Raw genomic sequence first — 20,808 nt, 5'->3', positions numbered from 1 at the left:
CCATTGTATGCGCCTGCCGCTGGTCTATCACGACGACTACAGCCCGCCCTTCCCGGCCGGCCATCGTTTCCCCATGGAAAAATTCCGCCTGCTGCGCGATCACCTGGTGGCCAGCGGCCTGACCAGCGACGCCGAGTTGCTGCGCCCCGCGCTGTGCCCGCCGGAGGTGCTGGCCCTGGCCCACTGCCCCGCCTACATCGCGCGCTACATGAGCGGCGAACTGCCCCACGAAGACCAGCGCCGCCTCGGCCTGCCCTGGAGTGCGGCCTTGGCCCGACGCACCCTGCGTGCGGTGGGCGGCTCGCTGTTGGCTGCCGAGCAGGCCTTGCAGCATGGCCTGGCCTGCCACCTGGCCGGCGGCACCCATCATGCGCACTACGACCACCCGTCCGGCTTCTGCATCTTCAACGACCTGGCGGTGATCGCCCGCTACCTGCTCGAGGCCGGCAAGGCGCAACGGGTGCTGATCTTCGACTGCGACGTGCACCAGGGCGATGGCAGCGCCCGCCTGCTGGCCGATGTCCCGGAGGCGATCACTGTCTCCCTGCACTGCGAAAAGAACTTCCCCGCACGCAAGGCCGCCAGCGACTGGGACATCCCCCTGCCGATGGGCATGGGCGACGGCGCTTACCTGAAGGTGGTGGACGACGCGCTGAACTACCTGCTGCCGCTGTACCAGCCGGACATCGTCCTGTACGACGCCGGGGTCGACGTGCACCGGGACGATGCCCTCGGCTACCTGCAACTGACCGACGCCGGCATCGCCGCCCGCGACCAGGCGGTACTCGAGCACTGCCTGGGCCGCGACATCCCGGTGGTCGGCCTGATCGGCGGCGGCTACGACCAAGACCGCCACGCCCTGGCCCGCCGCCACGGCATCCTGCATCACAGCGCGGCCAAGGTCTGGGTCAGCCGTGGGTTAGCTGGGGCCTCGTAGGACGAGTTCCGCGAAGCCCAAGATTTAGTTCCCGAGCGTGACCACAGCCCGGACTCACTCAGAGCTTGTGAAAATATCGAGCGCCGTAGCGAGAACGTCTCCAGGCGTTCGCAGCAAGGCGCGCTGCGTGAAAAGCAGGGGAGTTTAGTGAGCTAAATGACCCTGCTTTTCACGTAGCGCAACGCCGCAGCGGATGTTTGGAGGCGTTCGCAGTAGGCGAGAGTTTTTTCACAAGCTCTCAGGGCAAGCCGAAATCCATTGCACCTGGCACAGACCGGCCCCATAGGGATGGCCTAAGAAAGATTCGCCAGTTTGCCGCTGGAGCCTAGCGAGGTGTAGCCAGGCCATTGCCGCAGCAAGGTATCGACGAACTGCTCGGCCGCGGGCGACAGCGACGAGCCATGTCGACGGACCAAACCCAGGGTGCGGCTGATGACAGGGTCAACCAGGGGGCGCTGAATCAGAATTGGATGATCGTCCGCCGGCATCGCCAGGCTGGGCAATGCCGCCACTCCTAGCCCGGCCTCGACCATACCCAGCGAGGTCGATAGGTGCTGCACCTCATAAAACCAACTGGGCCGCCAATCCAGGTGAGCCAGACCGTGGTCGAGCAGTACCCGGTTGCCACTCAAGCGACCGACGCCGATCAGGCGGTAATCGCTGAGTTCACGCCAGGCCACTTGAGGCTGTGTGGCCAGAGGATGGTCACGGCGGCAAGCGAGCACGAAAGGTTCCTCAACCAACGGGGTGAAGTCGATCTCCGCGCTCTGGCCGCTGAGCATATTGATGCCGAAATCGGCCTCGCCACGCAGTACCGCCTCCAACCCTTCATGGGCACTCAGGTCGAGGATGCGGATGCGAATCTTCGGGTACTGCAGGTTGAATTCGCGGATCACCGTCGGCAGGAAGTAGAACGCCGCCGTGGGGATGCAGGCCAGGGTCACCTGGCCTGACTGGCGCTCGGCCAGTTCGCGAATGCCGAGGATTGAACGCTCGAAATCGTCCAGCAAGCGCCTGGCCTTGGGCAAGAAGTCGCGCCCCACCGCGGTCAGGCTGACGCGACGCGTGGTTCTGTCGAGCAACTGGGTGCCCAGCCCTTCCTCGAGCTTCTGCATGCGCCGGGTCAATGCCGGCTGTGAGAGGTGGATCGCGTTGGCGGCTTCGTGAAAATTACCGAATTCGGCAATTTTTACGAAGGCCCGGAGGTCCTGCAGCTCGTAATTCATGCGTGACACCTATTAATCGACGTTATTTTTACAATTCACAAATCGAATGTAGTCGGCCAATCCCGCGACGCGCCTGTTGCGACCCTGTAAATGGGGTTGTGCGGTCTGCATTAATGCGTAACACACATTAATAAAGTAAATATATGCATTTTACAAATTAAACGGAGTCGCTCAATAATTATTCAACGCAACAATAAACATATTTATTGCACCGGAGACATCATGCAGGCAATACCTTGTGTCCTTATGCGCGGCGGCACCTCCCGAGGGCCGGTGTTCCTGGCCAACCACCTGCCCAGCAATCCTGCTCTGCGCGACGAGCTTCTACTGAAGATCATGGGCTCGGGGCATGAGTTGGAGATCGATGGTATCGGCGGTGGCAGCCCGCAAACCAGCAAGGTGGCGATCGTCAGCGCTTCCAGTCATCCGGACGCCGATGTCGACTACCTGTTCGTACAGGTGATGGTGGCGCAGCGCCGGGTCGATACGGCGCCGAACTGCGGCAACATGCTCTGCGCCATCGGGCCTTTCGCCATCGAGCATGGCCTGGTCAACGCCACTACACCGGTCACCCGGGTGCGCATTCGCAACGTCAACACCAATACCCTGATCGACTCCGAAGTGCTGACCCCCAACGGCCGCGTGCGCTACGAAGGCGATACCAGCATCGATGGCGTACCCGGCACCGCGGCGCCGATCAAGCTGACCTTCCTCGATGCCGCCGGCGCCAAGACCGGCCGCTTGCTGCCCACCGGCCAGGTACGCGATCGCTTCGATGGCGTCGAGGTCACCTGCATCGACATGGCCATGCCGATGGTGCTGATGCATGCCGAGGCCCTGGGCAAGACCGGCTATGAAACGCCCGCCGAGCTGGATGCCGACGCCGAACTGCTGCAGCGCCTGGAAAGCATCCGTCTGCAGGCTGGACGAGCTATGGGGCTTGGCGACGTGTCGCAGATGGTCATTCCCAAGCCGGTGCTGTTGTCCTCGCCGCGTAACGGCGGCGCGCTCAACACCCGCTACTTCATGCCGCACAACTGCCACCGCGCCCTGGCCGCCACGGGGGCCATCGGCCTGGCCAGTGCCTGTGCTTTACCGGGAAGCGTGGCCCACGACCTGGCACCGGTCAACGGCCCCACTCTGGTCAAGCTCGAGCACGCCGGTGGGCAAATCGAGGTATCGCTGGAGCCGGCCGCGGGTGACTCGCCAGAAGCCATGCGTGCCTCGCTGATCCGCACCGCGCGCCGCCTGTTCACCGGCGACGTGTACGTACCCAGCTCACGTCGGTAAACGCGAGCCATTCAAAGGCGGCTGCTGACGCCTGACCTGGTTACCACAGACTCGACCCAGCCTTGGCGGGGTCATTACCCGTAACGGAGAGTATCGATGCGTTCCAATAAGAATAAGATCACCCTCGGGCAGACCGCGGCGCTTACCGCCAGCTTGATTTTTCCACTCAGCGCCATGGCCCTGGACACCAGCGGTCACTCCCTGGAACTGAAGGCGCGCGGCATTCACTTCGATCGCGATTTCGAAACCGACAGCAACGACCGTACGCAGTCGGCGCTAGGCCTGCAACTCAACTACGAGTCGCCCTATTTCGCCGATATGATCGGCGTCGGCATTTCCGGCTACAGCGTCAACAAGCTGGATAACAGCGGCAGGAATACCTCCGACGTGCTTTCGGTCGACAACAGCGGCGAGCTGCATGACTCCTTCGGGCAGGTCGCTCAGGCCTTCGTCAAGCTCAAGTATCAGGATCTGGCCACCGCCAAACTTGGCCGCCAGCTGCACAAGTCCATGCTGCTTTCCAGCTCGGGTAGCCGCGCTGTGCCGAACACTTTCTCGGGCGGCAGTTTCCAGCTCACGCCGCTCAAGGGCCTGAGCCTGTACGGGGCGCGCTATAACGAGTGGTCGTCGCGCTCGGACAGTTCCTTCGAGGAATTCAAGACCGACAACTCCGCCGATGGCGCCATCGACTACATCGACAGCCTGGGCGCCAGCTATGTGGCCGGCCCCTTCAGCATCAACCTGGAACACCTGCGGGCCCAGGACTTCCTGAAGAAGACCGGCCTGGTCGCCTCGTACAACTTCAAACTGGCCGGCCAGTCCAGCCTCAAGCTGACCGGCGGTATCCACACCTCCAGCGATGACGGCAAGCTCTTCGTCACCGGCTCCGAAAGCGCCGAACTGGACGACGAGGATCTGCCGGGAGCGATCAACGGCGTGACAGCCAGCGACAACGACGGCCAAGGCATTTATCTTGCCGCCAACTGGAAGCTGGGCAACGTGGAGCTGGGCGCCGCAGTGGCGAAGTTCGACAGCGCCTGGATCGAGGACAACTTCGCCGGCGATCATGGTACCAACCCCTTCCCAACCGGCGGGGTGCTGGCCGACTTCAGCAACGACAACGAACAGGTCTGGATGCTCTCCGCCGGCTACGACTGGCAAGACCATATCAAAGGCCTGAAAACCGTCGTCAGCTACAAGGACGGCAGCGATGCCAAGAACAGTGCCAACGCCGCCCTCGGCGAAGCGGACGAGAACGAACTGGCCTTCGACCTGACCTATCAGGTGCCCGTGATCAAGGGGCTGGCGGTTCGTTACACCTATCTCGACTACCACTCTGCCAAGACCGGCCGCCTGGATGGCGTGAAGGAAGACGATACCGACCACCGTTTCTACGTCGACTACACCTATCGCTTCTTCTGATCGAAACCGCCTGGAACCAGGCTCCTGGCTGGGGGCCGACGAAAGTCACTTGACTCCCAGCCCAATCGTGGCGTGCTGGTAATACTGCGCCCAACTCCTGCAAACAAATCCAAAAACAGGAACGCAACCATGAAAACAATCACCTTCAGCAAACTCCTGCCCCTCGCCTGCGCCTTGATGCTGGGCAGCGTTAACGCTCAAGCCGGCGAGCCGTCGCGCCCCGAGTGCATCGCCCCGAGCAAGCCCGGCGGTGGTTTCGACATGACCTGCAAGCTGGCTCAGGCCGGCCTCAAGGACCATGGCCTGCTCGACTCGCCAATGCGCGTCACCTACATGCCCGGCGGCATCGGTGCGGTGGCCTATAACGCCATCGCGTCCAACCGCCGTGGCGAGCCGGGGACCCTGATCGCCTTCTCCGGTGCCTCGCTGCTCAATCTGGCCCTGGGCAAGTACGGTCGCTACGACGAAAACGCGGTGCAGTGGCTCACTACCATCGGCACCGACTACGGCACCCTGGCAGTGCGCGAGGATTCGCCGTTCAAGAGCCTCGACGACGTGATCCAGGCGCTGAAGAAAGACCCCAAGAGCATTACCGTCGGTGGCGGTGGCAGCATCGGAGGCCAGGGCTGGGCCAAGATTGCCCTGCTGGCCAAGGCAGCGGGCGTCGATCCCCGCGAACTGCGCTATGCGGCCTTCGAAGGTGGCTCCGAGCATTACATGGCATTGATGGGCAAGCACGTCGACCTGGTGACCGGCAGTGCCAGTGAAATACGCGCGCAACGCGGCAACAAGATCCGCGCGCTGGTGGTCTACAGCGAGGAACGCCTGCCGGGCGAACTGGCAGACGTCCCCACCGCCAAAGAACAAGGCTATGACATTCAATGGCCGCTGATCCGGGGCTATTACATGGGCCCTGAGGTCAAGCAAGAAGAACTCGACTGGTGGAAAGCGGCCTTTGCCAAATTGCAAAGTTCGGAAGAGTTCCAGCAGTACCTGCAAGATCGCGATGTGCTCCCGCTGAATGTCACTGGCCAAGCGTTGAACGACCTGGTGAAAAAGCAGGTTGAGGATTATCGCAAGCTGGGCGAAGAGTTTGGCCTGGTCGCCGAGTAAATCCATCGACGGTGTGGGTTGCCGCTGCGGGCAGCCCAGCCAGGAGCAGAATGATGCACGATCGAATTTTTGCAGGCGTTAACCTGCTGATCTGTGTGGCTTTGATAGCGTTGTCCTGGGGCTATCAGGCCCCCTTCGCTTACGAGCCCGTGGGACCACGTGCCTATCCCTTGCTGTTGTTATCACTGCTTGTACTGGGTGCGCTTTACCAAATGTTAAAGCCAGCCAAACAGACCGAGTCCAGGGAAGAGCCGCCGCTGAATCGTCAGGTAATCCGCAAGATCGCGCTCTGTATCGCGGCGATGGTGGCCTACGCGGCTTTGTTCGATGTGCTCGGTTTCATCCTCAGCAGCGCGCTGTTCGCGGTCGCCATGGCTTATCTGTATGACGCAACCCGCGTACAGAGCACTGTCGGCGGCATAGTGATCGCCGTTGGGCTCTATCTGCTGTTCGACTATGGCCTCGATGTGCCTCTGCCACTCGGCATGCTCGCGAAACTGGGGAGCTGACCTATGGACACTATTCATTATCTGGGCCTCGGCTTCGGCGTGGCCCTGACACCCTACAACCTGATTACGGCTTTTTGCGGCACCCTGATTGGCACCATCGTCGGCCTGCTGCCTGGTTTAGGGCCGGTCAATGGCGTCGCCCTGTTGATCCCGATTGCCTTCGCCCTCGGCCTGCCGCCGGAAACCGCCTTGATTCTGCTCGCGGCGGTCTATCTGGGCTGCGAATATGGCGGACGAATTTCCTCGATCCTGCTGAATATTCCCGGCGAAGCCTCGGCTGTGATGACCACCCTCGATGGCTACCCTCTGGCCCAACAGGGCAAGGCCGGTATCGCCCTGTCGCTGTCGGCCTGGAGCTCGTTTATCGGCGGCACCATCGCGACTATCGGCGTGGTGCTGTTCGCGCCCCTGCTGGCTAAATGGGCCGTGGCCTTTGGGCCGGCGGAGTACTTCGTGTTGATGGTGTTCGCGATTACCTGCCTGGCCGGCATGGCCGACAACAAACCGCTGAAAACTGCCATGGCTGCGTTCATCGGCCTGGCCCTGTCCTGTGTCGGCATCGATGCCAACAGCGGCGTGTATCGCTTCACCTTCGGCAGCCTGGGTTTGGCCGACGGCATTCAGTTCATCGTCCTGGTGCTCGGGTTGTTCAGCATCAGCGAAATCCTGGTGCTGCTGGAAAGAACCCACCATGGTCACAAGGCGGCCAAAGCCACCGGACGCATGCTGTTCAACTTCAAGGAAGGTGCCTTCGTACTGGCCACCAACCTGCGCAGTGGTGTGGTCGGCTTCGTCCTGGGCGTGCTGCCTGGCGCCGGGGCGACCCTGGCCAGCGCAGTGGCTTACATGTCCGAGAAGCGCATGGCGAGCAAGGACAACCAGTTCGGCAAGGGTGACCTGCGCGGCCTGGCAGCCCCGGAGACCGCCAACAGCGGCGCGGCCTGTGGCTCCATGGTGCCGATGCTGACCCTCGGCGTACCCGGCTCCGGCACCACCGCGGTGATGCTCGGCGCGCTGACGCTGTACAACATCACGCCAGGGCCGATGCTGTTTCAGAACCAGCCCGAAGTGGTCTGGGGCCTGATCGCCTCGTTGTTCGTCGCCAACGTCATGCTGCTGGTGATGAACGTGCCGATGGTGCGCATCTTCACCCGCATCCTCGCAGTGCCGACCTGGGCGCTGGTACCGGCAATTGCCATCATCACCTCGATTGGCGTGTATGCGGTGCATTCGACCACCTTCGATCTGTTCCTGATGATCGGCATCGGAGTGTGCGGCTACATCCTGCGCAAGCTGGACTACTCGCTGTCTGCAGTGCTGCTGGGCTTCATTCTCGGCGGCATGATGGAAGACAACCTGCGTCGAGCACTTTCGCTGTCCAATGGCGAGCTGGGTATCCTGTGGGGCAGCCCAATTACAGTCGCTGTATGGGCGCTGGTTGCGGTGATGGTGGCCTTGCCGATATTGCGCGCCTGGCGCGGGCGCAAACCAGCACCCCTTGCAGTCACTGACTGATCGATCATCGAAGCGGCGTGGAGGGCATTGTGCGCTCCTGGAGAACTGCACTTGAATATCGTGATTCCCGATGACTACCAGAACGTCATCCGCTCGCTCGACTGCTTCGCGCAGTTGAGCGGCCACAAGGTCAGCCTGTATCACGATGTGCAGAAAGACCCCAAGGTACTGGCGCAACGCTTCGCCGATGCCGACGCGCTGGTACTGACCCGCGAGCGCAGCGTGATCGACGAAGCCCTGCTGGCGCAGTTGCCCAGGCTCAAGTTGATCAGCCAGACCGGCAGGGTCGGCCCTCACCTGGACCTGGACGCCTGTAGTCGTCACGGCGTGGCGGTGATGGAAGGTCGGGGTTCGCCGATTGCCGCCGCCGAACTGACCTGGACCCTGATTCTCAATGCACGCCGGCAACTGCGTACGGCGATCGATGGGCTCTACGCCGGGCACTGGCAGGTCAATCTCGGCGAGCGCTTATGCGGCCAGACGCTGGGCATCTGGGGCTACGGCAAGATCGGCCAGCGGCTGGCGCGCTATGCCCAGGCTTTCGAGATGCCGGTGCTGGTGTGGGGCAGCGAGGCTTCACGCCTGGCGGCGCAGCGTGATGGCCATCGTGCGGCCGAGTCGCGTCAGGTGTTCTTCCGCGAGGCCGATGTGCTCAGCCTGCATCTGCGCCTATTCGACAGTACGCGCCACGCGGTAACCCTGGACGATCTGCTGTGGATGAAACCCGGTGCCTTGCTGGTCAATACCAGCCGCGCCGAGCTGATTGCCCCGGGGGCCCTGCTGGCGGCCATGAGCCAGGGACGGCCAGGCTTTGCCGCCCTCGATGTATTCGAGGACGAGCCGCTGCTGGACCAGGCGCACCCGTTGTTGAACCACCCCAGAATTCTCTGCACACCGCATCTCGGCTATGTCGAGCGGCACAGCTATGAGCTGTATTTCGGTGATGCCTTCGCCAACCTGCTGGCGTACTTCAATGGAGACAGTTGCACCCTGGTCAATCCCGAGGTGCGTCAGGGCGATGCAACGCTGTCTGACTGAGCGCAACCCAGGCGAGCCAAGACACCACAACGTGGGCCGGGTGGCGATTCGCTTCAGCCCAGCGGCTGCCCGGGTAATTCACCTTGATGATCTGAATTTGATCACCATGCTGCGCAGACCAGGCAACGACTCGCAAGTCGCCATAAACAGACCGCCGACAGAACCCCGCCCCATCCATGGCTATGCTTATCCCAGTGCCGAAAGCGTTTCCCAGCCAGGGATTTTCCAGGCTGCCGACCCCTCGGCCCAGGAGACCCGCGCCATGCAACTGCTCACGGTGAACATCGACAAGCCGGAAGAGATCAACTTCATCTTCGGCCAGACCCACTTCATCAAATCCGTCGAGGACATCCACGAGGCGCTGGTCGCGGCCGTGCCCGGGATCAAGTTCGGCATGGCCTTCTGCGAGGCCTCGGGCAAATGCCTGGTGCGCTGGTCAGGTACCGATAGCGCGATGATCGAGCTGGCCCAGCGCAATGCCCAGGCCATTGGCGCCGGCCATTGCTTCATCATCTTCCTCGGCGCCGGCTGCTTCCCGCTGAGCGTGCTGAACAGCATCAAGATGGTTGCCGAGGTCTGCCGGATCTTCTGCGCCAGCGCCAATCCGACCGAGGTGATTCTCGCCGAGACCGAGCAAGGCCGCGCCGTTCTCGGTGTGGTCGACGGCTACTGCGCCCGTGACCTCGAAGGCGACGACGACATCCTCTGGCGCAAGAACCTGTTGCGCCAGATCGGCTACAAGCTTTGAGTAACGACCAGGCCGCCAGGTTGAGGCCCGGAGCCATCGATGGGGACAGCGAGGGGTGGCATGAAAAGGCTATTTCTCATTCGCCATGCCAAGTCGAGTTGGGATGACGCCGCGCTGGCCGACCGCGAGCGCCCCTTGAACGAGCGCGGCAAGCGTGACGCACCGAAGATCGGCGAACGCCTGGCCAGGCGCGAGGTCAAGCCCGACTTGATCCTGGCGAGTCCGGCCGTGCGGGCGCTGATGACGGCAAAAATCATCGCCGGCAAGCTCGATTACAAGCGCAAGCACATCGGCGTCGATGACCGGCTGTATGCCGCCCAGGCGGATGACCTGCTCGAGATCATCCACGCACTCGACGATCGGCTGCAGTGCGTGATGATCGTCGGCCACAATCCCGAATTGAGCGAGCTCGCCCAGCGCCTGTGCGGCGAGATCGGCCACCTGCCGAGCGGCGCCGTCGCCGAGTTCGGCTTCGCGGCGAAGTCCTGGGCGGACATCGGCGCCTGCCCCATCGCGACAGTGGCGCTCGATTATCCAAAGAAATCGTAGCGGCGATCAGAGCTTGTGAAAATATCGAGCGCCGTCGCAGTAGGCGGGAGTTTTTTCACAAGCTGTCAATGCTCCCCGCCTCCCGCCTCGGCTCTTTCTCCGAGCAGGCTGGCGGTCTCCACTTCCAGCATGAGCAGCAGCATTTCCGTCAACTCGGCGTCGGACTTTTGTCCTGGGTAAATCTCATGCAGGGCTTTGGCGAAGGGAATGCGCAGGTCCTGCTCTTGCTCCCCAACGCTTGGGTTGTCTTGCATCAACTCGCTGACGGCGCGCAGTACGGCTGCCTGCCACCGCGCGGTGGTCCGCAGACCACCGCTGCCGATGGCCAGCAACTTATCCTTCGTCAGCTGGCGAAGGGCTCGTTCCCGTGACGGCCTAAGCGGCCTGGGACTGCGAGTGATCTTTGACATACCGGACGATATCCAGCGTCTCCTTGCGGAACTGCTCGTAATCGATCTGCTGGGCGTTGATAAAGGTGCTGCCCATCATGGTCAGCGCGCCCATCAAGCTGGCTTCGGCTATTTCCTCGTCGCTCGCGCCGAACAAGCGCGCGGCTTCGGTATGGAACAGGGCGCAATACCTGCAGCGCGTCGCGCCCGACACGGCCAGGCCGATCAATTCCTTGTACTTGTTCGGAATCCGGGTATCTGCCAGCCAGAAATCTCGGGCCACGCCCCAGAATCCGCTCGCGCCACCTTCCGGCATCTGCTTGATCCACTCCGGGACTCGACCGAGGGTTTGCTCGATTTCCCGGTAGGTATCTTGAATGGCCATCTGCCACCTCCTTACCCCTGAAACCATCCGATTCAGAGATACTGAAAGTATAATTCTCCGCCGCTCAGGCAAGCGGCCACAGCGGCAAAAACCCTGGAAGCCCAGCAAAAACAACAAGCTAGATTTAGATTTTTTGAGCGCAAGGGCATCCGGCTAAGCACCTGGCGTTATTTTTGCCGGCACCGTGCCCGGGGCCCTGCCGCCACCAATAGACTCACAGGGGACCGCCGCGCCGACTGGCGCGCCCCGCCAACACCCGGGTCGCGCCCTGGGTCTTGCCGGTGAACCAGAGCACCCGGCTCACGCCCCGGGTGATCGCCACATAGGCCAGGCGCAAGCCTTCATCGCTTATCGCCTGGTCGTAGCTGTTGCGGAAGAATCCCGAGTAGGCATACAGCGCATTGCGCAGCGGGTGCGGCTGCGCCGGCGAACAATCGTCGACGATGATCGCCACTTCTGCCTGCAGGCCCTTGGCGCGGTGGATGGTATAGGCCTTGACCGGCAGCTGCTTGTCCAACTGGGCCTGAATCGCCCGCAAGGGTTCGTTGCGCCGGCTCAGCAGCAGCACCGCGCTGCGGTCGGCCATGCTGCGGCTGGCGACGTGGGCGCACTGGGCCTTGATCGCCTCCAGCAGCTCCGGCATGCGCGTCTTGATATCGAAGCCCTGCACCAGCTTGACCCCGTGATCGCCCGGCTGCATGGCCTTGAACGCCTTGCTGGTCTTGGCTTGCTTGCAGGCGACGGCGGCGAGCACCGCCTCGCCGTCGCGGATCACCGGCTCGATGCAGCGGTAGTTGGTGGCCAGCATCAACAGCGCGCTGCTCTTCGCCTTGCCCTTGCCCGGGAAGTGCCGGTCGAAGTCCATGAACAGCTCCGGCGAGCTGCCGCGCCAACCATAGATCGACTGCCAGTCGTCGCCGATCGCCATCAGGCTGACCGCCGTGCCCTGGCGCGCCAGGCAGCGATGAAGCGCTTGCAGCCACTGGACGATCTGCGGCGAGATGTCCTGGAATTCATCGATCAACAGGTGATTGAACGGCGCCAGCGCCTCGGCCGAGATCCCCGGCGCGTCGGCGGCCAGGCGTTCGCCGAGACTCTGGAAGGCGCCGTCGAAAGTCATCAAGCCCTGCTCCTGCAGGCAGCCCGCGAAGGCCTTGCAGAACAGCACCAGGGCCTCGATAAAACTGCGCTCGCGGACGCAGCAGGACAGCGCCTGGACCTCTATCCGCTCGGGACGGATGCCGATGCTCTGGATAAAGCCGGCCTGCACATAAAAGGCCTCGAACAGCGGCAAGGCAGTGAACTCCCCCGCCAGCTTGAAGCCATCCAGCGGCGCCTTGGCCACTCGTGGCCGCTTGCCCGCGGTGGTGTCCGCCGGCGGCGGCAACCCCAACAGGCTGTGCACCAACTCGCGAAACACCGGCTCCTCGGCGTAGCACTGCTGGTAGGCCTGCTTGAGCAGGCGCTGCTGGGCCGGCCGCAGGCGCGCGGCGGTCAGCGGGTTATCCAGCTCACGGGGCGCGCCGGGCGGATCGTCCAGCTGCTCGAACCAGCGCGGGCTGTGCAGCGCCTGCTTGGCCAGCACCCCCATGGCCGAATGGAAGGTGCGTACGCACTGGCGGGCCTGGCCGGCAGCGAACGGGTATTGCCAGAAGCCCAGCACCCTGAGCAGTTGCTCGCGCAGCTCGGCGCAGGAGGCGTTGGTGAAGGAAATCACCGTCAGCCGCCCCGGCTCGATGCCCAGATGACAGAGCATGAACACCACGCGCAGCACCAGGGTGGTGGACTTGCCCGAGCCCGCCCCGGCGAAGATCCGCGTGAGCGGATGACGACCGAGGATCATCGCCCACTGCTCGTCCGACGGCGCGCTGATCACCCCCGCCGCCACCGCCTGGGCGACCCGTGCGCGCATCGCCTCGACCTGCACCGCATCGACCGCCAGCAACGCCGGCCCATAGATGGCCGTGCTAGCCGGCTTGCTGGGCTTGCCACGGGGCCGGGCAGGCTTTTTCCCGGCGCCCGCCTTGCTTTTTCCCGCCGCAGCCCCGGCCTTCTTCGTCCGGGCCCGCGGCTTTTTCTGCGGCACCCCCGCCTCGCGCTCGGCGCGCAGATAGGCGGTGGTGCGCGGGAAATAACGCGCCAAGGCCCCGGAGAGGAGCAACTTGTAGCGCTCGACGGCAGACAACATTCGACGATTACCACCCTGGGCATGATGTATATGGCTGAATGATAAGTGTTTTTTGCCGGGGGCTGGCAAGCGTTGGGGGAGACGGTGCGAATAGAGGGGTGGGCCTGCGGCTGCCGGGGGGCTGCGCGGCTGGGCACCTCTATAAATTAATTCGCTCCCCTTCCCCATTGCTCATAAGCAAAAGGAAGGACCTTGCCCCCTGACCTCCGGATAAAGTCTTGTGGGTGCTGGCGGTGGGCATCGATGAAGGCGGGACAGTCGAGCGAGCAGGTTGTTTTTTGTACAACTTTCACGCAGGGGCTTGGCGGGCTGCGTTAATGCTGTGGAGTAAGCGGTCAAAAGGAGTTCTCTATATGCCCTTATATTATCGCTAATCATATGATTTTTATAGGAAAACCCTTAAGTCGATGACATTGATATAGAACCTGTGCTTCGTTTCATGGCAATTACCGGGGGCTTTTCACGAAACAGGAAAAGTTCCAATTATTCGACGAGCGGCAAGTTTAGATTTGATTGTGATTCGTATTGAATATTTGCCTGGATAATTATTTTATGATTGTTTGCTAATTACAACTATTAGGCCTAATTTGCAGTGTCAATTGTGACAATTTAATCTAAAGGGCCTATATGAAAGCCAGCTTAATTTCTGTAGCTGTGGCGGCTGCCATCGTGGCTTGGGCCCCGATTAGTTTAGCCCGCGAGGCTGTTGCGCTTCCCGGTGTAGTCGGGGCGGAAGGTGAGCTGAATGGTGTCGACACCACGGGTGGCGCCACATTGACCATTAACGATGGTCAGAATGTCAATACTAATAACGATCTCGGTGGGGCTTTTACCACTGCTTCTAATAATACCGGCAATCTTCTGTTTCTTGGCGACTCGATAGTCACCGGGTCTACCGGCCAGCCAGGCGTTCTGTTTCTCAATATCAGTGCCGGTGCTACCGGTAGCACGGTTGACTTTAATGGCGACGTATTCGCCACCACGACCCAGATTAGCGGGGAAGGTACTGTAAATTTCAATGGAGACGTCATATCGGCACCTGTATTCGTCGGCGATGGTTTTCTTAATCTCGGCGCAGGCCAACTGCTGACGGGGGCCGTCACGACCAATACTGCGAATACCGGTACTTTAACCTTGAATAGCGGCAGTAATATAAATGGGGCTATTGGCGGTGCAAACGGGCTGAAGCAAATCAATGTATCGGGCGGTAATGCGTCCATTACCGGTGCCGTACAAGCGCAAGGATTCAATCTCGGCGCTAATACCTTGGCCATCACTGGGGCGTTGACCACTAACGCCAATGGCACGATTGCAACCTCCCTCGCCGGTAATACCGTATACGGTAATATCCAGCCGTCCGGCGCCTCGAATATCAATGCTGCCGGTATTACGGTGATTCCAACCGTAACGGGCGTGCTTACTGCCGGAACGACCTTCAGGATTGTCGGTGGCCTGGCGGGCACCAACGGGGCTACCGTAACCGTCCTCAATTCCAACCCGCTTTACACCTTCTCCAGTGTGCCGACCACTACTGGCGATGTGCTCATCACCGTTGAATCGGTCTCCTTGGGCGTACCTGTTGCCGATGTGGTTGCGGGAGCATTGCTGGGTTCAGCTGCTCCAGCGGGTTCCGATTTGCAAGTCGTGCAGGGCGCCGTGCTTGCTCTTCCCAATGCCGCGGCCGTTACCGATGCCCTGGCTCAATTGGCCCCCAGCAGTACCAACCTGGCAGCACCCTGGGTAGCAGGGCAGGCGACGCGCCTGATGGAGGACATGTTGCAAGCACGTGTGGACGAGATCCAGAGCATGTGTTGCGACACCAGCTGTGGGGCCGATAGACCCCAACCAGAAGTACGCAAGTGCAAAGGTGACGAGCAACCGAGCAATTGGTGGGCTAAGACCTTTGGCAATGCAGGTAGCCAGGGCGATGTCGATAATAATTACGGCTACGACACTAAAACCTACGGTTTGGTACTGGCTTACGACCGACCTGTGAGCGAGAACACCCGAGTTGGTGTCAGCGCTGGTTATGCGAATAGCACCATTGACGGCAACAACTCCTCTGGCGAGACCACAATCGATTCTTACCAGCTGACGGGTTATCTCAATTACACCCCGGGCCCTTGGTATGTACAGGGCGCTTTGACTGCCGGGATGGATCGTTATGAAGGGGAACGCCAGATCATCTTCCCAGGTGTTAATCGTGTGGCTAAATCTGACTACGATGGGCAGCAGTACACTGCTCTTGTTTCGGCCGGAAAACACTTCTACTTTGATCAAGAAGTCACTGTTACACCCTTCGCCTCATTGCAGACGTCGCTTCTCAAAGTTGACGGTTATAACGAGCATGGTGCCGGCGGTTTGAATCATCGTGTGGATGACCAAGATTACAACCTGACTCAATCAGGCGTGGGCGTGAAGGTTGAACGCGTCATTCGATCCGGCGCCAGCACCTATTCCCCTGAAGTGCATGTCAAATGGATGCATGATTTCAGCGATACCACCATCGAGCAGACCGCAGTCCTCACCGGCGGCGGATCGGCATTTAACGTGGAAGGAATAGAGCAGAATCGAGATCTCTATAATGTCGGAGCAGGTATTACATTCCTGTCCTGCAATTGCGATAACAGCTCTTGGACGGTCAAGGGGCAGTACGACTATAAGTGGAATGACAGCGAATACTCGTCAAATCAACTGTCACTTATAGCAAGTCTCAAATACTAATAAGCTATTGTTGGCGACGGTTCAAGATCGCTCTGCGCGATCTTGTCCCGTAGTTCATCACAAGAAATCGAAACCGAACGTGGGCCTCGGTAGCAATCGAGGTTAGCCAACGCCCCCGTCAATCATCTCGCGTCAGCACTTCCAGCAACTCGATCTCGAAGATCAGCTTGGAGTTGGGCTTGATATGAGCTCCGAACTCGCGGTCGCCATACCCCAGGTGCGCCGGGACGAAGAGCTTGCGCCTACCGCCGACACGCATGCCCATCATGCCGAGATCCCAACCCTTGATCACCCGACCGGTGCCGATCACGCATTGGAAGGCCTTGCCTCGATCATAGGAGGAGTCGAACTTGCTGCCATCTTCGAGAAATCCATTATATTGGGTGGTGATCAACGCACCTTTGACCACTTCCTTGCCGTCACCCAGCTGAACATCTTCGATCACCAATTCGTTGCTCATCACTCACCTCGTCTAGTCGCCCAGCCTGCTCGCGGCCTGGCTTGCAGGAAAATCATTCGGCAGCCGGTTCCAGAACCGCCAACAGCTCGGAGAGCCGCGCCTCCAGTTGCGTCAGCTCGGTGGCGGCAATCGGGGCCAGCAGCCGCGCTTCGTTGGCCACATGCGCGGTTACCGCGCGGTCGATCAGCTCCAGCCCGGCCGGGGTCAGCTGCACCAGCATGCTGCGCGCATCGCTGGGGTTGGCCAGGCGGCTGACCAGGCCGGAGGCTTCCAGCTGCTGCAACTGCCGGGTCATGGTGCCGGAGGTGACCATCAGGGTCGAGAACAGGGTAGTCGGGGCCAGGCGAAAGGGCTCGCCGGAACGGCGCAAGGTGGCCAGCACGTCGAACTCCCAGGAGGTCAGGCCAAAGCTGCTGAACAGCTTGTCCAGCTCGCGCCGCAGCAGCGCCGAGCAGCGCCCAAGCCGGCCGATCACCCCCATGGGGCTGACATCCAGGTCAGGCCGCTCGCGGTGCCACTGCTGAAGAATTGCATCGACCGCATCCATCTGTCGCTGGATTGCCATTGGCTTACCCCTGAAATTTATCTTGAACTCAAGACAACTTGCCATTAGCCTCGCATTTTATCTTGAATGCGAGACAAATGCATGGGCCGCTCAGCATCCCGTAGCACCTGGCTGGATGTATTGATCACCGCCCTGGCGCCGGCCATCTGGGGCTCGACCTATATCGTCACCACCGAGATCCTGCCGCCGGACCGGCCCTTTACCGCCGCACTGCTGCGCGCCCTGCCCGCCGGCCTGCTGTTGGTGCTGTACAGCCGCTACCTGCCCCGGCGCAGCGAATGGCCGCGTCTGCTGGTGCTGGCGGCGCTGAATATCGGCTTCTTCCAGGCGCTGCTGTTTGTCGCCGCGTACCGCTTGCCGGGCGGGTTGGCGGCGGTGGTCGGGGCCATTCAACCGCTGCTGGTAATGGGCCTGGTGTGGTCGATGGATCGCCAGCGGCCGGCATCTATGGCGGTCGCCGCCAGCGCGCTCGGCATCGCCGGAATGGCCGCCCTGCTGTTGGCACCGGGGGCCAGCTGGGACCCGATTGGGATTGCCGCCGCCTTTGTCGGCACCGCCTGCATGGCCAGCGGCACCTACCTGACGCGGCGCTGGCGACCGACTGTGCCGCTGCTGGCCTTTACCGGCTGGCAGTTGCTGATTGGCGGCCTGTTCCTGCTGCCGGTGGCCTGGCTGATCGACCCGCCGCTGCCGCAGCTAAGCCCGGTGCAGTGGCTGGGTTATGCCTATCTGTCGCTGTTCGGCGCGCTACTGGCTTATGTGCTGTGGTTTCGCGGCATCGCCCGCCTGGCTCCGGTGGCGGTGTCTTCCCTGGGGCTGCTCAGCCCGCTGGTGGCGGTGCTGCTGGGCTGGGCATTGCTGGGGCAGAGCATCACCGGCGTGGCGTTGCTGGGGTTGATTGCGGTGCTCGGCAGCATCCTGGCGGTGCAATGGGCCGCAGCGGCTAAGCCGGCAGTTGTCGCGCCCCATGTTAAAGTCGCGCCCTGCGCAACCACGGCCCAAGGCGACAACTAGCGATTATGGAACTCCCGGCATTTACTGACGAACTGGAAGACTGGAGCACCCTGAACAGCAGCATCGGCTTCCCCGAACTGCTGATCGGCAACGGCGCGAGCCTGGCGGTATGGCGCAAGTTCGCCTACTTCTCGCTGTTCGACGAGGCCCAGACCACCCGTAATCGTCCGCTTAGCGCGACCGAGCTCAGCGTGTTCCGGGCTCTGGACACCAGCAACTTCGAACAGGTGCTCAGCGCCCTGAAGAACAGCATCCGGGTCAATGCCGCGCTGACCATCAACTCGTCTTCGCCGCGCCATCGCTATTTCGCCATCAAGGAAGCGCTGATCCACGCCGTGCGCTCGGTGCATATTCCCTGGAGCCAGGTGCAGGCCGCCAGCCTAAGCCGCATCAACAGCGCACTCAGCCAGTACCAGACGGTCTATTCCGGCAATTACGACCTGCTCAACTACTGGGCCGTCATGCAGGCCCCGGAGGCGTTTGAAGACCTGTTCCGCGGCGCGGACTCGACCTTCGCCCCCGGCGACTGCGAGCGCCATGGCAATGCCACGCGCCTGCTCTACCTGCACGGCGGCATGCACCTGGTGAAGAACATCGATGGCAGCACGCGCATCCTCAATTCATCGGAAAGCACCCTGCTGGCCAGTTTTGCTATCAACCGGCTGGGCGATATCCCGCTGTTCGTCAACGAAGGCAGCAGCGCGGACAAGCTCAAGGCCATCCGCAGTTCCGACTACCTGTCGTTCTGCTACAGCCAGCTGGCGCAACCCAAGGACAGGCTGTGCATTTTCGGCCACAGCCTGGCGGCGCAGGACCAGCACCTGATCCAGGCCTTGCAGCAAGCCGGGCTGAAAACCCTGGCCATCTCGATCTACCCGCACAACCCGGCGTTCATCACGCAGCAGAAGCAGCATTACGCCAGCCTGTTCGCGACACAGAGCGTGCAACTGCGCTTCTTCGATGCCCTGAGCCACCCATTGGGTCATCCCGAGTTGCGTATCGCGGCCACGCCAGCGCAATAAAAACTACTGGCTGATCGCCCGCCCCCGCAACAAAGGGGACGATTTATTTATAGGCTGGACCGGCCGCTTCCTGCCTGTCGCGACAGGCAGCAGCCCCATCCCAACCAGCCGCAGAAGCGGCTGGCCAAGCCCCCCTTCATGATGACTAGCGATGGGTATCGCTGCGCTCATCCTATGCGGCCCGACGGAGCGCCGCCCGCACCATCCTACCGGGCGACGTTTTCTCCGAGGCCGTGATTAACCGCGGGCAGTATTGCCAGCACACAGCCGGTTGATCCCCGCCGGCGCGTGGAGCGCCGACGCCCGAACCGACCCCGCCAGGGGCCTGCTGGTTGCCTGAGAACAACAGGGGACACGATTAATTTCGCTGCTGCTTGATCATTCAAGCCCAAACCCTGGCCCCCTGTTGTCCAATGAGCAAAGCCGCCCAGCGCTGCCCTGGGGGACCGAGCGATCCGCTCAGGCCACCGGGATCGCCGGGTCGGCGGCCGCCAGTGCCACGGCGCGATCGGCCGCTGGCGGATAGATCCACAGGCTGTTGATCTGGGTTTTCAGCGTCTTGGCCTCGGCGCCGACCAGTTTCTGCTGGCGCTCCCAGCCTTCGGTGAACACCGCGCCCCAGGAGCCCAGGTCAAGGCAGGTGACGTACTTGGGCTGGCGGTAGTCCCGCGGCGCGACGCCGATCAGCTCGGCCGCCGCATTGTTGCCGGCATGGCGGCCCTGCGGGATGGCGTGCTGGCAGGACATGACGCTGAAGTTGCCCAACTCGTCGGTGGCGGCGCGCGCGGTATCGCCGGCGGCGTAGATGTCGGCCAAGCCTTCGACCTTCAGGTGGCGGTCCACCTGCAGCCGGCCGAGGGCGTCGCGCGGAGCGGAAATTTGCTGGGTCAGGCCGCTGGCGCGGAAACCGACGGTCCAGATCAGCGTGCTGGCGTCGATGCGCTGGCCGTCGTCGAGCACCACGCCGCCAGCGTCCACCGAGGCGACCGACACGCCCAGGCGCCATTCAACGCCCAGCTCGCGGCAGGCCTCGAGGATGGTCGGGCGGATGCCATCGCCCAGGCTGGCGCCGACCTGGCCGTTGCGCTCGACGACGATGACCCGAACCTGGGCGTCGTCACCGAGAATCGCACGCAGGCGCGCCGGCAGCTCGGTAGCGGTTTCGATACCGGTAAAGCCGCCGCCGGCCACCACCACGGTGTTGCGTGCGACGGAATCCGGCTTGTTGGCCAGGGCGCACAGGTGCTGTTCGAGGCGCGCGGCCTGCTCGATCTGGTCGACATCGAAGGCGTGCTCGGCGAGCCCCGGCACGGCAGGCCGAAACAGCTGGCTGCCGGTAGCCAGGATGAGGCGGTCGTAGCCCAGCGCGGCTTGGTCGCCGGCGGCGTCACGGTAGGTCACCCTGCGGCCTTCGGCATCGATGCTCAGCGCCAGTCCCTGGACGAAGTGCACGCCGGTGACGGCGAACAGGTCCAGCAGCGGTGCGCGCATACTGTGCACGTCCGGCTCGTAGAAGCGCGGGCGAATGCGCAGTTCGGCCTGAGGCGCGAGCAGGGTCACGCGCACGTCGGTGCGCCCGTGCTGATCCAGCAGGCGCACGGCGCTCAGTGCGCTCCACAGCCCGGCGAATCCTGCCCCGATGATCAGAATATGTTGGTCCATGATGACTCCTGGCATAGGTTCGGTTCGTTTTACGGAGCCATGCTAGAAGCGA

General features: G+C 62.0%; 19 protein-coding genes. 12 read left to right on the top strand and 7 right to left on the bottom strand.

From position 1 onward, the window contains the following. The first annotated feature begins 7 nt into the window (after nucleotides 1-7). Entirely contained in the window at nucleotides 8-937 is a 930-nt protein-coding gene (locus tag G9C89_RS17350; protein WP_172150261.1) for a histone deacetylase family protein, read from the top strand. A 293-nt stretch (nucleotides 938-1,230) separates the two neighbouring features. Here G9C89_RS17350 and G9C89_RS17345 read toward each other — a convergent pair whose 3' ends face one another. Further along, a complete protein-coding gene (locus G9C89_RS17345; protein WP_172150259.1) occupies nucleotides 1,231-2,163 on the bottom strand; it encodes a LysR family transcriptional regulator in 933 nt (310 codons plus the stop codon). A 222-nt stretch (nucleotides 2,164-2,385) separates the two neighbouring features. Between G9C89_RS17345 and G9C89_RS17340 the strand changes: the two genes are divergently transcribed. From G9C89_RS17340 to G9C89_RS17305, 8 genes are all read left to right on the top strand, one after another. Continuing rightward, on the top strand, nucleotides 2,386-3,453 hold the full coding sequence (locus tag G9C89_RS17340; protein ID WP_172150257.1) for a 4-oxalomesaconate tautomerase: 1,068 nt from the start codon (nucleotides 2,386-2,388) through the stop codon (nucleotides 3,451-3,453). A gap of 96 nt (nucleotides 3,454-3,549) precedes the next feature. Further along, a complete protein-coding gene (locus G9C89_RS17335) occupies nucleotides 3,550-4,875 on the top strand; it encodes an OprD family outer membrane porin (protein ID WP_172150255.1) in 1,326 nt (441 codons plus the stop codon). Nucleotides 4,876-5,004: 129 nt separating this feature from the next. After that, nucleotides 5,005-5,988: a Bug family tripartite tricarboxylate transporter substrate binding protein gene (locus G9C89_RS17330; RefSeq protein WP_172150253.1), complete on the top strand. Its 984-nt coding sequence runs from the start codon at nucleotides 5,005-5,007 to the stop codon at nucleotides 5,986-5,988. A gap of 53 nt (nucleotides 5,989-6,041) precedes the next feature. Next, entirely contained in the window at nucleotides 6,042-6,497 is a 456-nt protein-coding gene (locus G9C89_RS17325) for a tripartite tricarboxylate transporter TctB family protein (protein ID WP_172150251.1), read from the top strand. A gap of 3 nt (nucleotides 6,498-6,500) precedes the next feature. Further along, nucleotides 6,501-8,012 carry a tripartite tricarboxylate transporter permease gene (locus tag G9C89_RS17320; RefSeq protein WP_172150249.1) on the top strand — a complete coding sequence of 504 codons (1,512 nt, stop codon included), beginning with the start codon at nucleotides 6,501-6,503 and terminating at the stop codon, nucleotides 8,010-8,012. Nucleotides 8,013-8,063: 51 nt separating this feature from the next. Next, nucleotides 8,064-9,050: a D-2-hydroxyacid dehydrogenase family protein gene (locus G9C89_RS17315; protein WP_172150247.1), complete on the top strand. Its 987-nt coding sequence runs from the start codon at nucleotides 8,064-8,066 to the stop codon at nucleotides 9,048-9,050. A 262-nt stretch (nucleotides 9,051-9,312) separates the two neighbouring features. Further along, nucleotides 9,313-9,798: an adenosine-specific kinase gene (locus G9C89_RS17310; protein WP_172150245.1), complete on the top strand. Its 486-nt coding sequence runs from the start codon at nucleotides 9,313-9,315 to the stop codon at nucleotides 9,796-9,798. A gap of 60 nt (nucleotides 9,799-9,858) precedes the next feature. After that, nucleotides 9,859-10,347 (top strand): SixA phosphatase family protein, encoded by a 489-nt coding sequence (locus G9C89_RS17305; RefSeq protein WP_172150243.1) that lies wholly within the window; start codon nucleotides 9,859-9,861, stop codon nucleotides 10,345-10,347. A 65-nt stretch (nucleotides 10,348-10,412) separates the two neighbouring features. Here the strand turns inward: G9C89_RS17305 and G9C89_RS17300 are convergent, their stop codons facing one another. From G9C89_RS17300 to G9C89_RS17290, 3 genes are all read right to left on the bottom strand, one after another. Next, nucleotides 10,413-10,679: a hypothetical protein gene (locus G9C89_RS17300; protein ID WP_172150241.1), complete on the bottom strand. Its 267-nt coding sequence runs from the start codon at nucleotides 10,677-10,679 to the stop codon at nucleotides 10,413-10,415. 43 nt (nucleotides 10,680-10,722) lie between these two features. Continuing rightward, the gene (locus tag G9C89_RS17295; protein ID WP_172150239.1) at nucleotides 10,723-11,121 is read right to left on the bottom strand and encodes a carboxymuconolactone decarboxylase family protein; all 399 of its coding nucleotides are present in this window, start codon (nucleotides 11,119-11,121) and stop codon (nucleotides 10,723-10,725) included. A gap of 214 nt (nucleotides 11,122-11,335) precedes the next feature. Beyond that, nucleotides 11,336-13,309, bottom strand: a complete 1,974-nt coding sequence (locus tag G9C89_RS17290; RefSeq protein WP_172150237.1) for a DEAD/DEAH box helicase — start codon at nucleotides 13,307-13,309, stop codon at nucleotides 11,336-11,338. 627 nt (nucleotides 13,310-13,936) lie between these two features. On the opposite strand from G9C89_RS17290, the gene G9C89_RS17285 reads away from it, so the two are divergent. Next, nucleotides 13,937-16,033: an autotransporter family protein gene (locus G9C89_RS17285; protein ID WP_172150235.1), complete on the top strand. Its 2,097-nt coding sequence runs from the start codon at nucleotides 13,937-13,939 to the stop codon at nucleotides 16,031-16,033. A 118-nt stretch (nucleotides 16,034-16,151) separates the two neighbouring features. Here G9C89_RS17285 and G9C89_RS17280 read toward each other — a convergent pair whose 3' ends face one another. Together G9C89_RS17280 and G9C89_RS17275 are read right to left on the bottom strand one after the other, a co-directional pair. After that, the gene (locus tag G9C89_RS17280) at nucleotides 16,152-16,493 is read right to left on the bottom strand and encodes an FKBP-type peptidyl-prolyl cis-trans isomerase (protein WP_172150226.1); all 342 of its coding nucleotides are present in this window, start codon (nucleotides 16,491-16,493) and stop codon (nucleotides 16,152-16,154) included. Between the two features lie 52 nt (nucleotides 16,494-16,545). Next, nucleotides 16,546-17,058 carry a MarR family winged helix-turn-helix transcriptional regulator gene (locus tag G9C89_RS17275; RefSeq protein ID WP_172150224.1) on the bottom strand — a complete coding sequence of 171 codons (513 nt, stop codon included), beginning with the start codon at nucleotides 17,056-17,058 and terminating at the stop codon, nucleotides 16,546-16,548. 81 nt (nucleotides 17,059-17,139) lie between these two features. Between G9C89_RS17275 and G9C89_RS17270 the strand changes: the two genes are divergently transcribed. After that, on the top strand, nucleotides 17,140-18,072 hold the full coding sequence (locus G9C89_RS17270) for a DMT family transporter (protein ID WP_172150222.1): 933 nt from the start codon (nucleotides 17,140-17,142) through the stop codon (nucleotides 18,070-18,072). A 5-nt stretch (nucleotides 18,073-18,077) separates the two neighbouring features. Beyond that, entirely contained in the window at nucleotides 18,078-19,094 is a 1,017-nt protein-coding gene (locus tag G9C89_RS17265) for a DUF4917 family protein (protein WP_172150220.1), read from the top strand. A 459-nt stretch (nucleotides 19,095-19,553) separates the two neighbouring features. Here G9C89_RS17265 and G9C89_RS17260 read toward each other — a convergent pair whose 3' ends face one another. Then, a complete protein-coding gene (locus G9C89_RS17260) occupies nucleotides 19,554-20,756 on the bottom strand; it encodes an NAD(P)/FAD-dependent oxidoreductase (protein ID WP_172150218.1) in 1,203 nt (400 codons plus the stop codon). Nucleotides 20,757-20,808: the final 52 nt, after the last annotated feature.

The sequence above is a fragment of the Pseudomonas tumuqii genome (assembly GCF_013184545.1).
In the GTDB taxonomy this organism is placed as follows: Bacteria; Pseudomonadota; Gammaproteobacteria; order Pseudomonadales; family Pseudomonadaceae; genus Aquipseudomonas; species Aquipseudomonas tumuqii.
This window is presented reverse-complemented; position numbering and strand designations above follow the sequence as displayed.

Coding starts and splice junctions, on each gene's coding strand:
- G9C89_RS17350 (WP_172150261.1), top strand. CDS start 8: ATGCGCCTGCCGCTGGTCTATCACGACGACTACAGCCCGCCCTTCCCG.
- G9C89_RS17345 (WP_172150259.1), bottom strand. CDS start 2,163: ATGAATTACGAGCTGCAGGACCTCCGGGCCTTCGTAAAAATTGCCGAA.
- G9C89_RS17340 (WP_172150257.1), top strand. CDS start 2,386: ATGCAGGCAATACCTTGTGTCCTTATGCGCGGCGGCACCTCCCGAGGG.
- G9C89_RS17335 (WP_172150255.1), top strand. CDS start 3,550: ATGCGTTCCAATAAGAATAAGATCACCCTCGGGCAGACCGCGGCGCTT.
- G9C89_RS17330 (WP_172150253.1), top strand. CDS start 5,005: ATGAAAACAATCACCTTCAGCAAACTCCTGCCCCTCGCCTGCGCCTTG.
- G9C89_RS17325 (WP_172150251.1), top strand. CDS start 6,042: ATGCACGATCGAATTTTTGCAGGCGTTAACCTGCTGATCTGTGTGGCT.
- G9C89_RS17320 (WP_172150249.1), top strand. CDS start 6,501: ATGGACACTATTCATTATCTGGGCCTCGGCTTCGGCGTGGCCCTGACA.
- G9C89_RS17310 (WP_172150245.1), top strand. CDS start 9,313: ATGCAACTGCTCACGGTGAACATCGACAAGCCGGAAGAGATCAACTTC.
- G9C89_RS17305 (WP_172150243.1), top strand. CDS start 9,859: ATGAAAAGGCTATTTCTCATTCGCCATGCCAAGTCGAGTTGGGATGAC.
- G9C89_RS17295 (WP_172150239.1), bottom strand. CDS start 11,121: ATGGCCATTCAAGATACCTACCGGGAAATCGAGCAAACCCTCGGTCGA.
- G9C89_RS17290 (WP_172150237.1), bottom strand. CDS start 13,309: ATGTTGTCTGCCGTCGAGCGCTACAAGTTGCTCCTCTCCGGGGCCTTG.
- G9C89_RS17285 (WP_172150235.1), top strand. CDS start 13,937: ATGAAAGCCAGCTTAATTTCTGTAGCTGTGGCGGCTGCCATCGTGGCT.
- G9C89_RS17280 (WP_172150226.1), bottom strand. CDS start 16,493: ATGAGCAACGAATTGGTGATCGAAGATGTTCAGCTGGGTGACGGCAAG.
- G9C89_RS17275 (WP_172150224.1), bottom strand. CDS start 17,058: ATGGCAATCCAGCGACAGATGGATGCGGTCGATGCAATTCTTCAGCAG.
- G9C89_RS17270 (WP_172150222.1), top strand. CDS start 17,140: ATGGGCCGCTCAGCATCCCGTAGCACCTGGCTGGATGTATTGATCACC.
- G9C89_RS17265 (WP_172150220.1), top strand. CDS start 18,078: ATGGAACTCCCGGCATTTACTGACGAACTGGAAGACTGGAGCACCCTG.
- G9C89_RS17260 (WP_172150218.1), bottom strand. CDS start 20,756: ATGGACCAACATATTCTGATCATCGGGGCAGGATTCGCCGGGCTGTGG.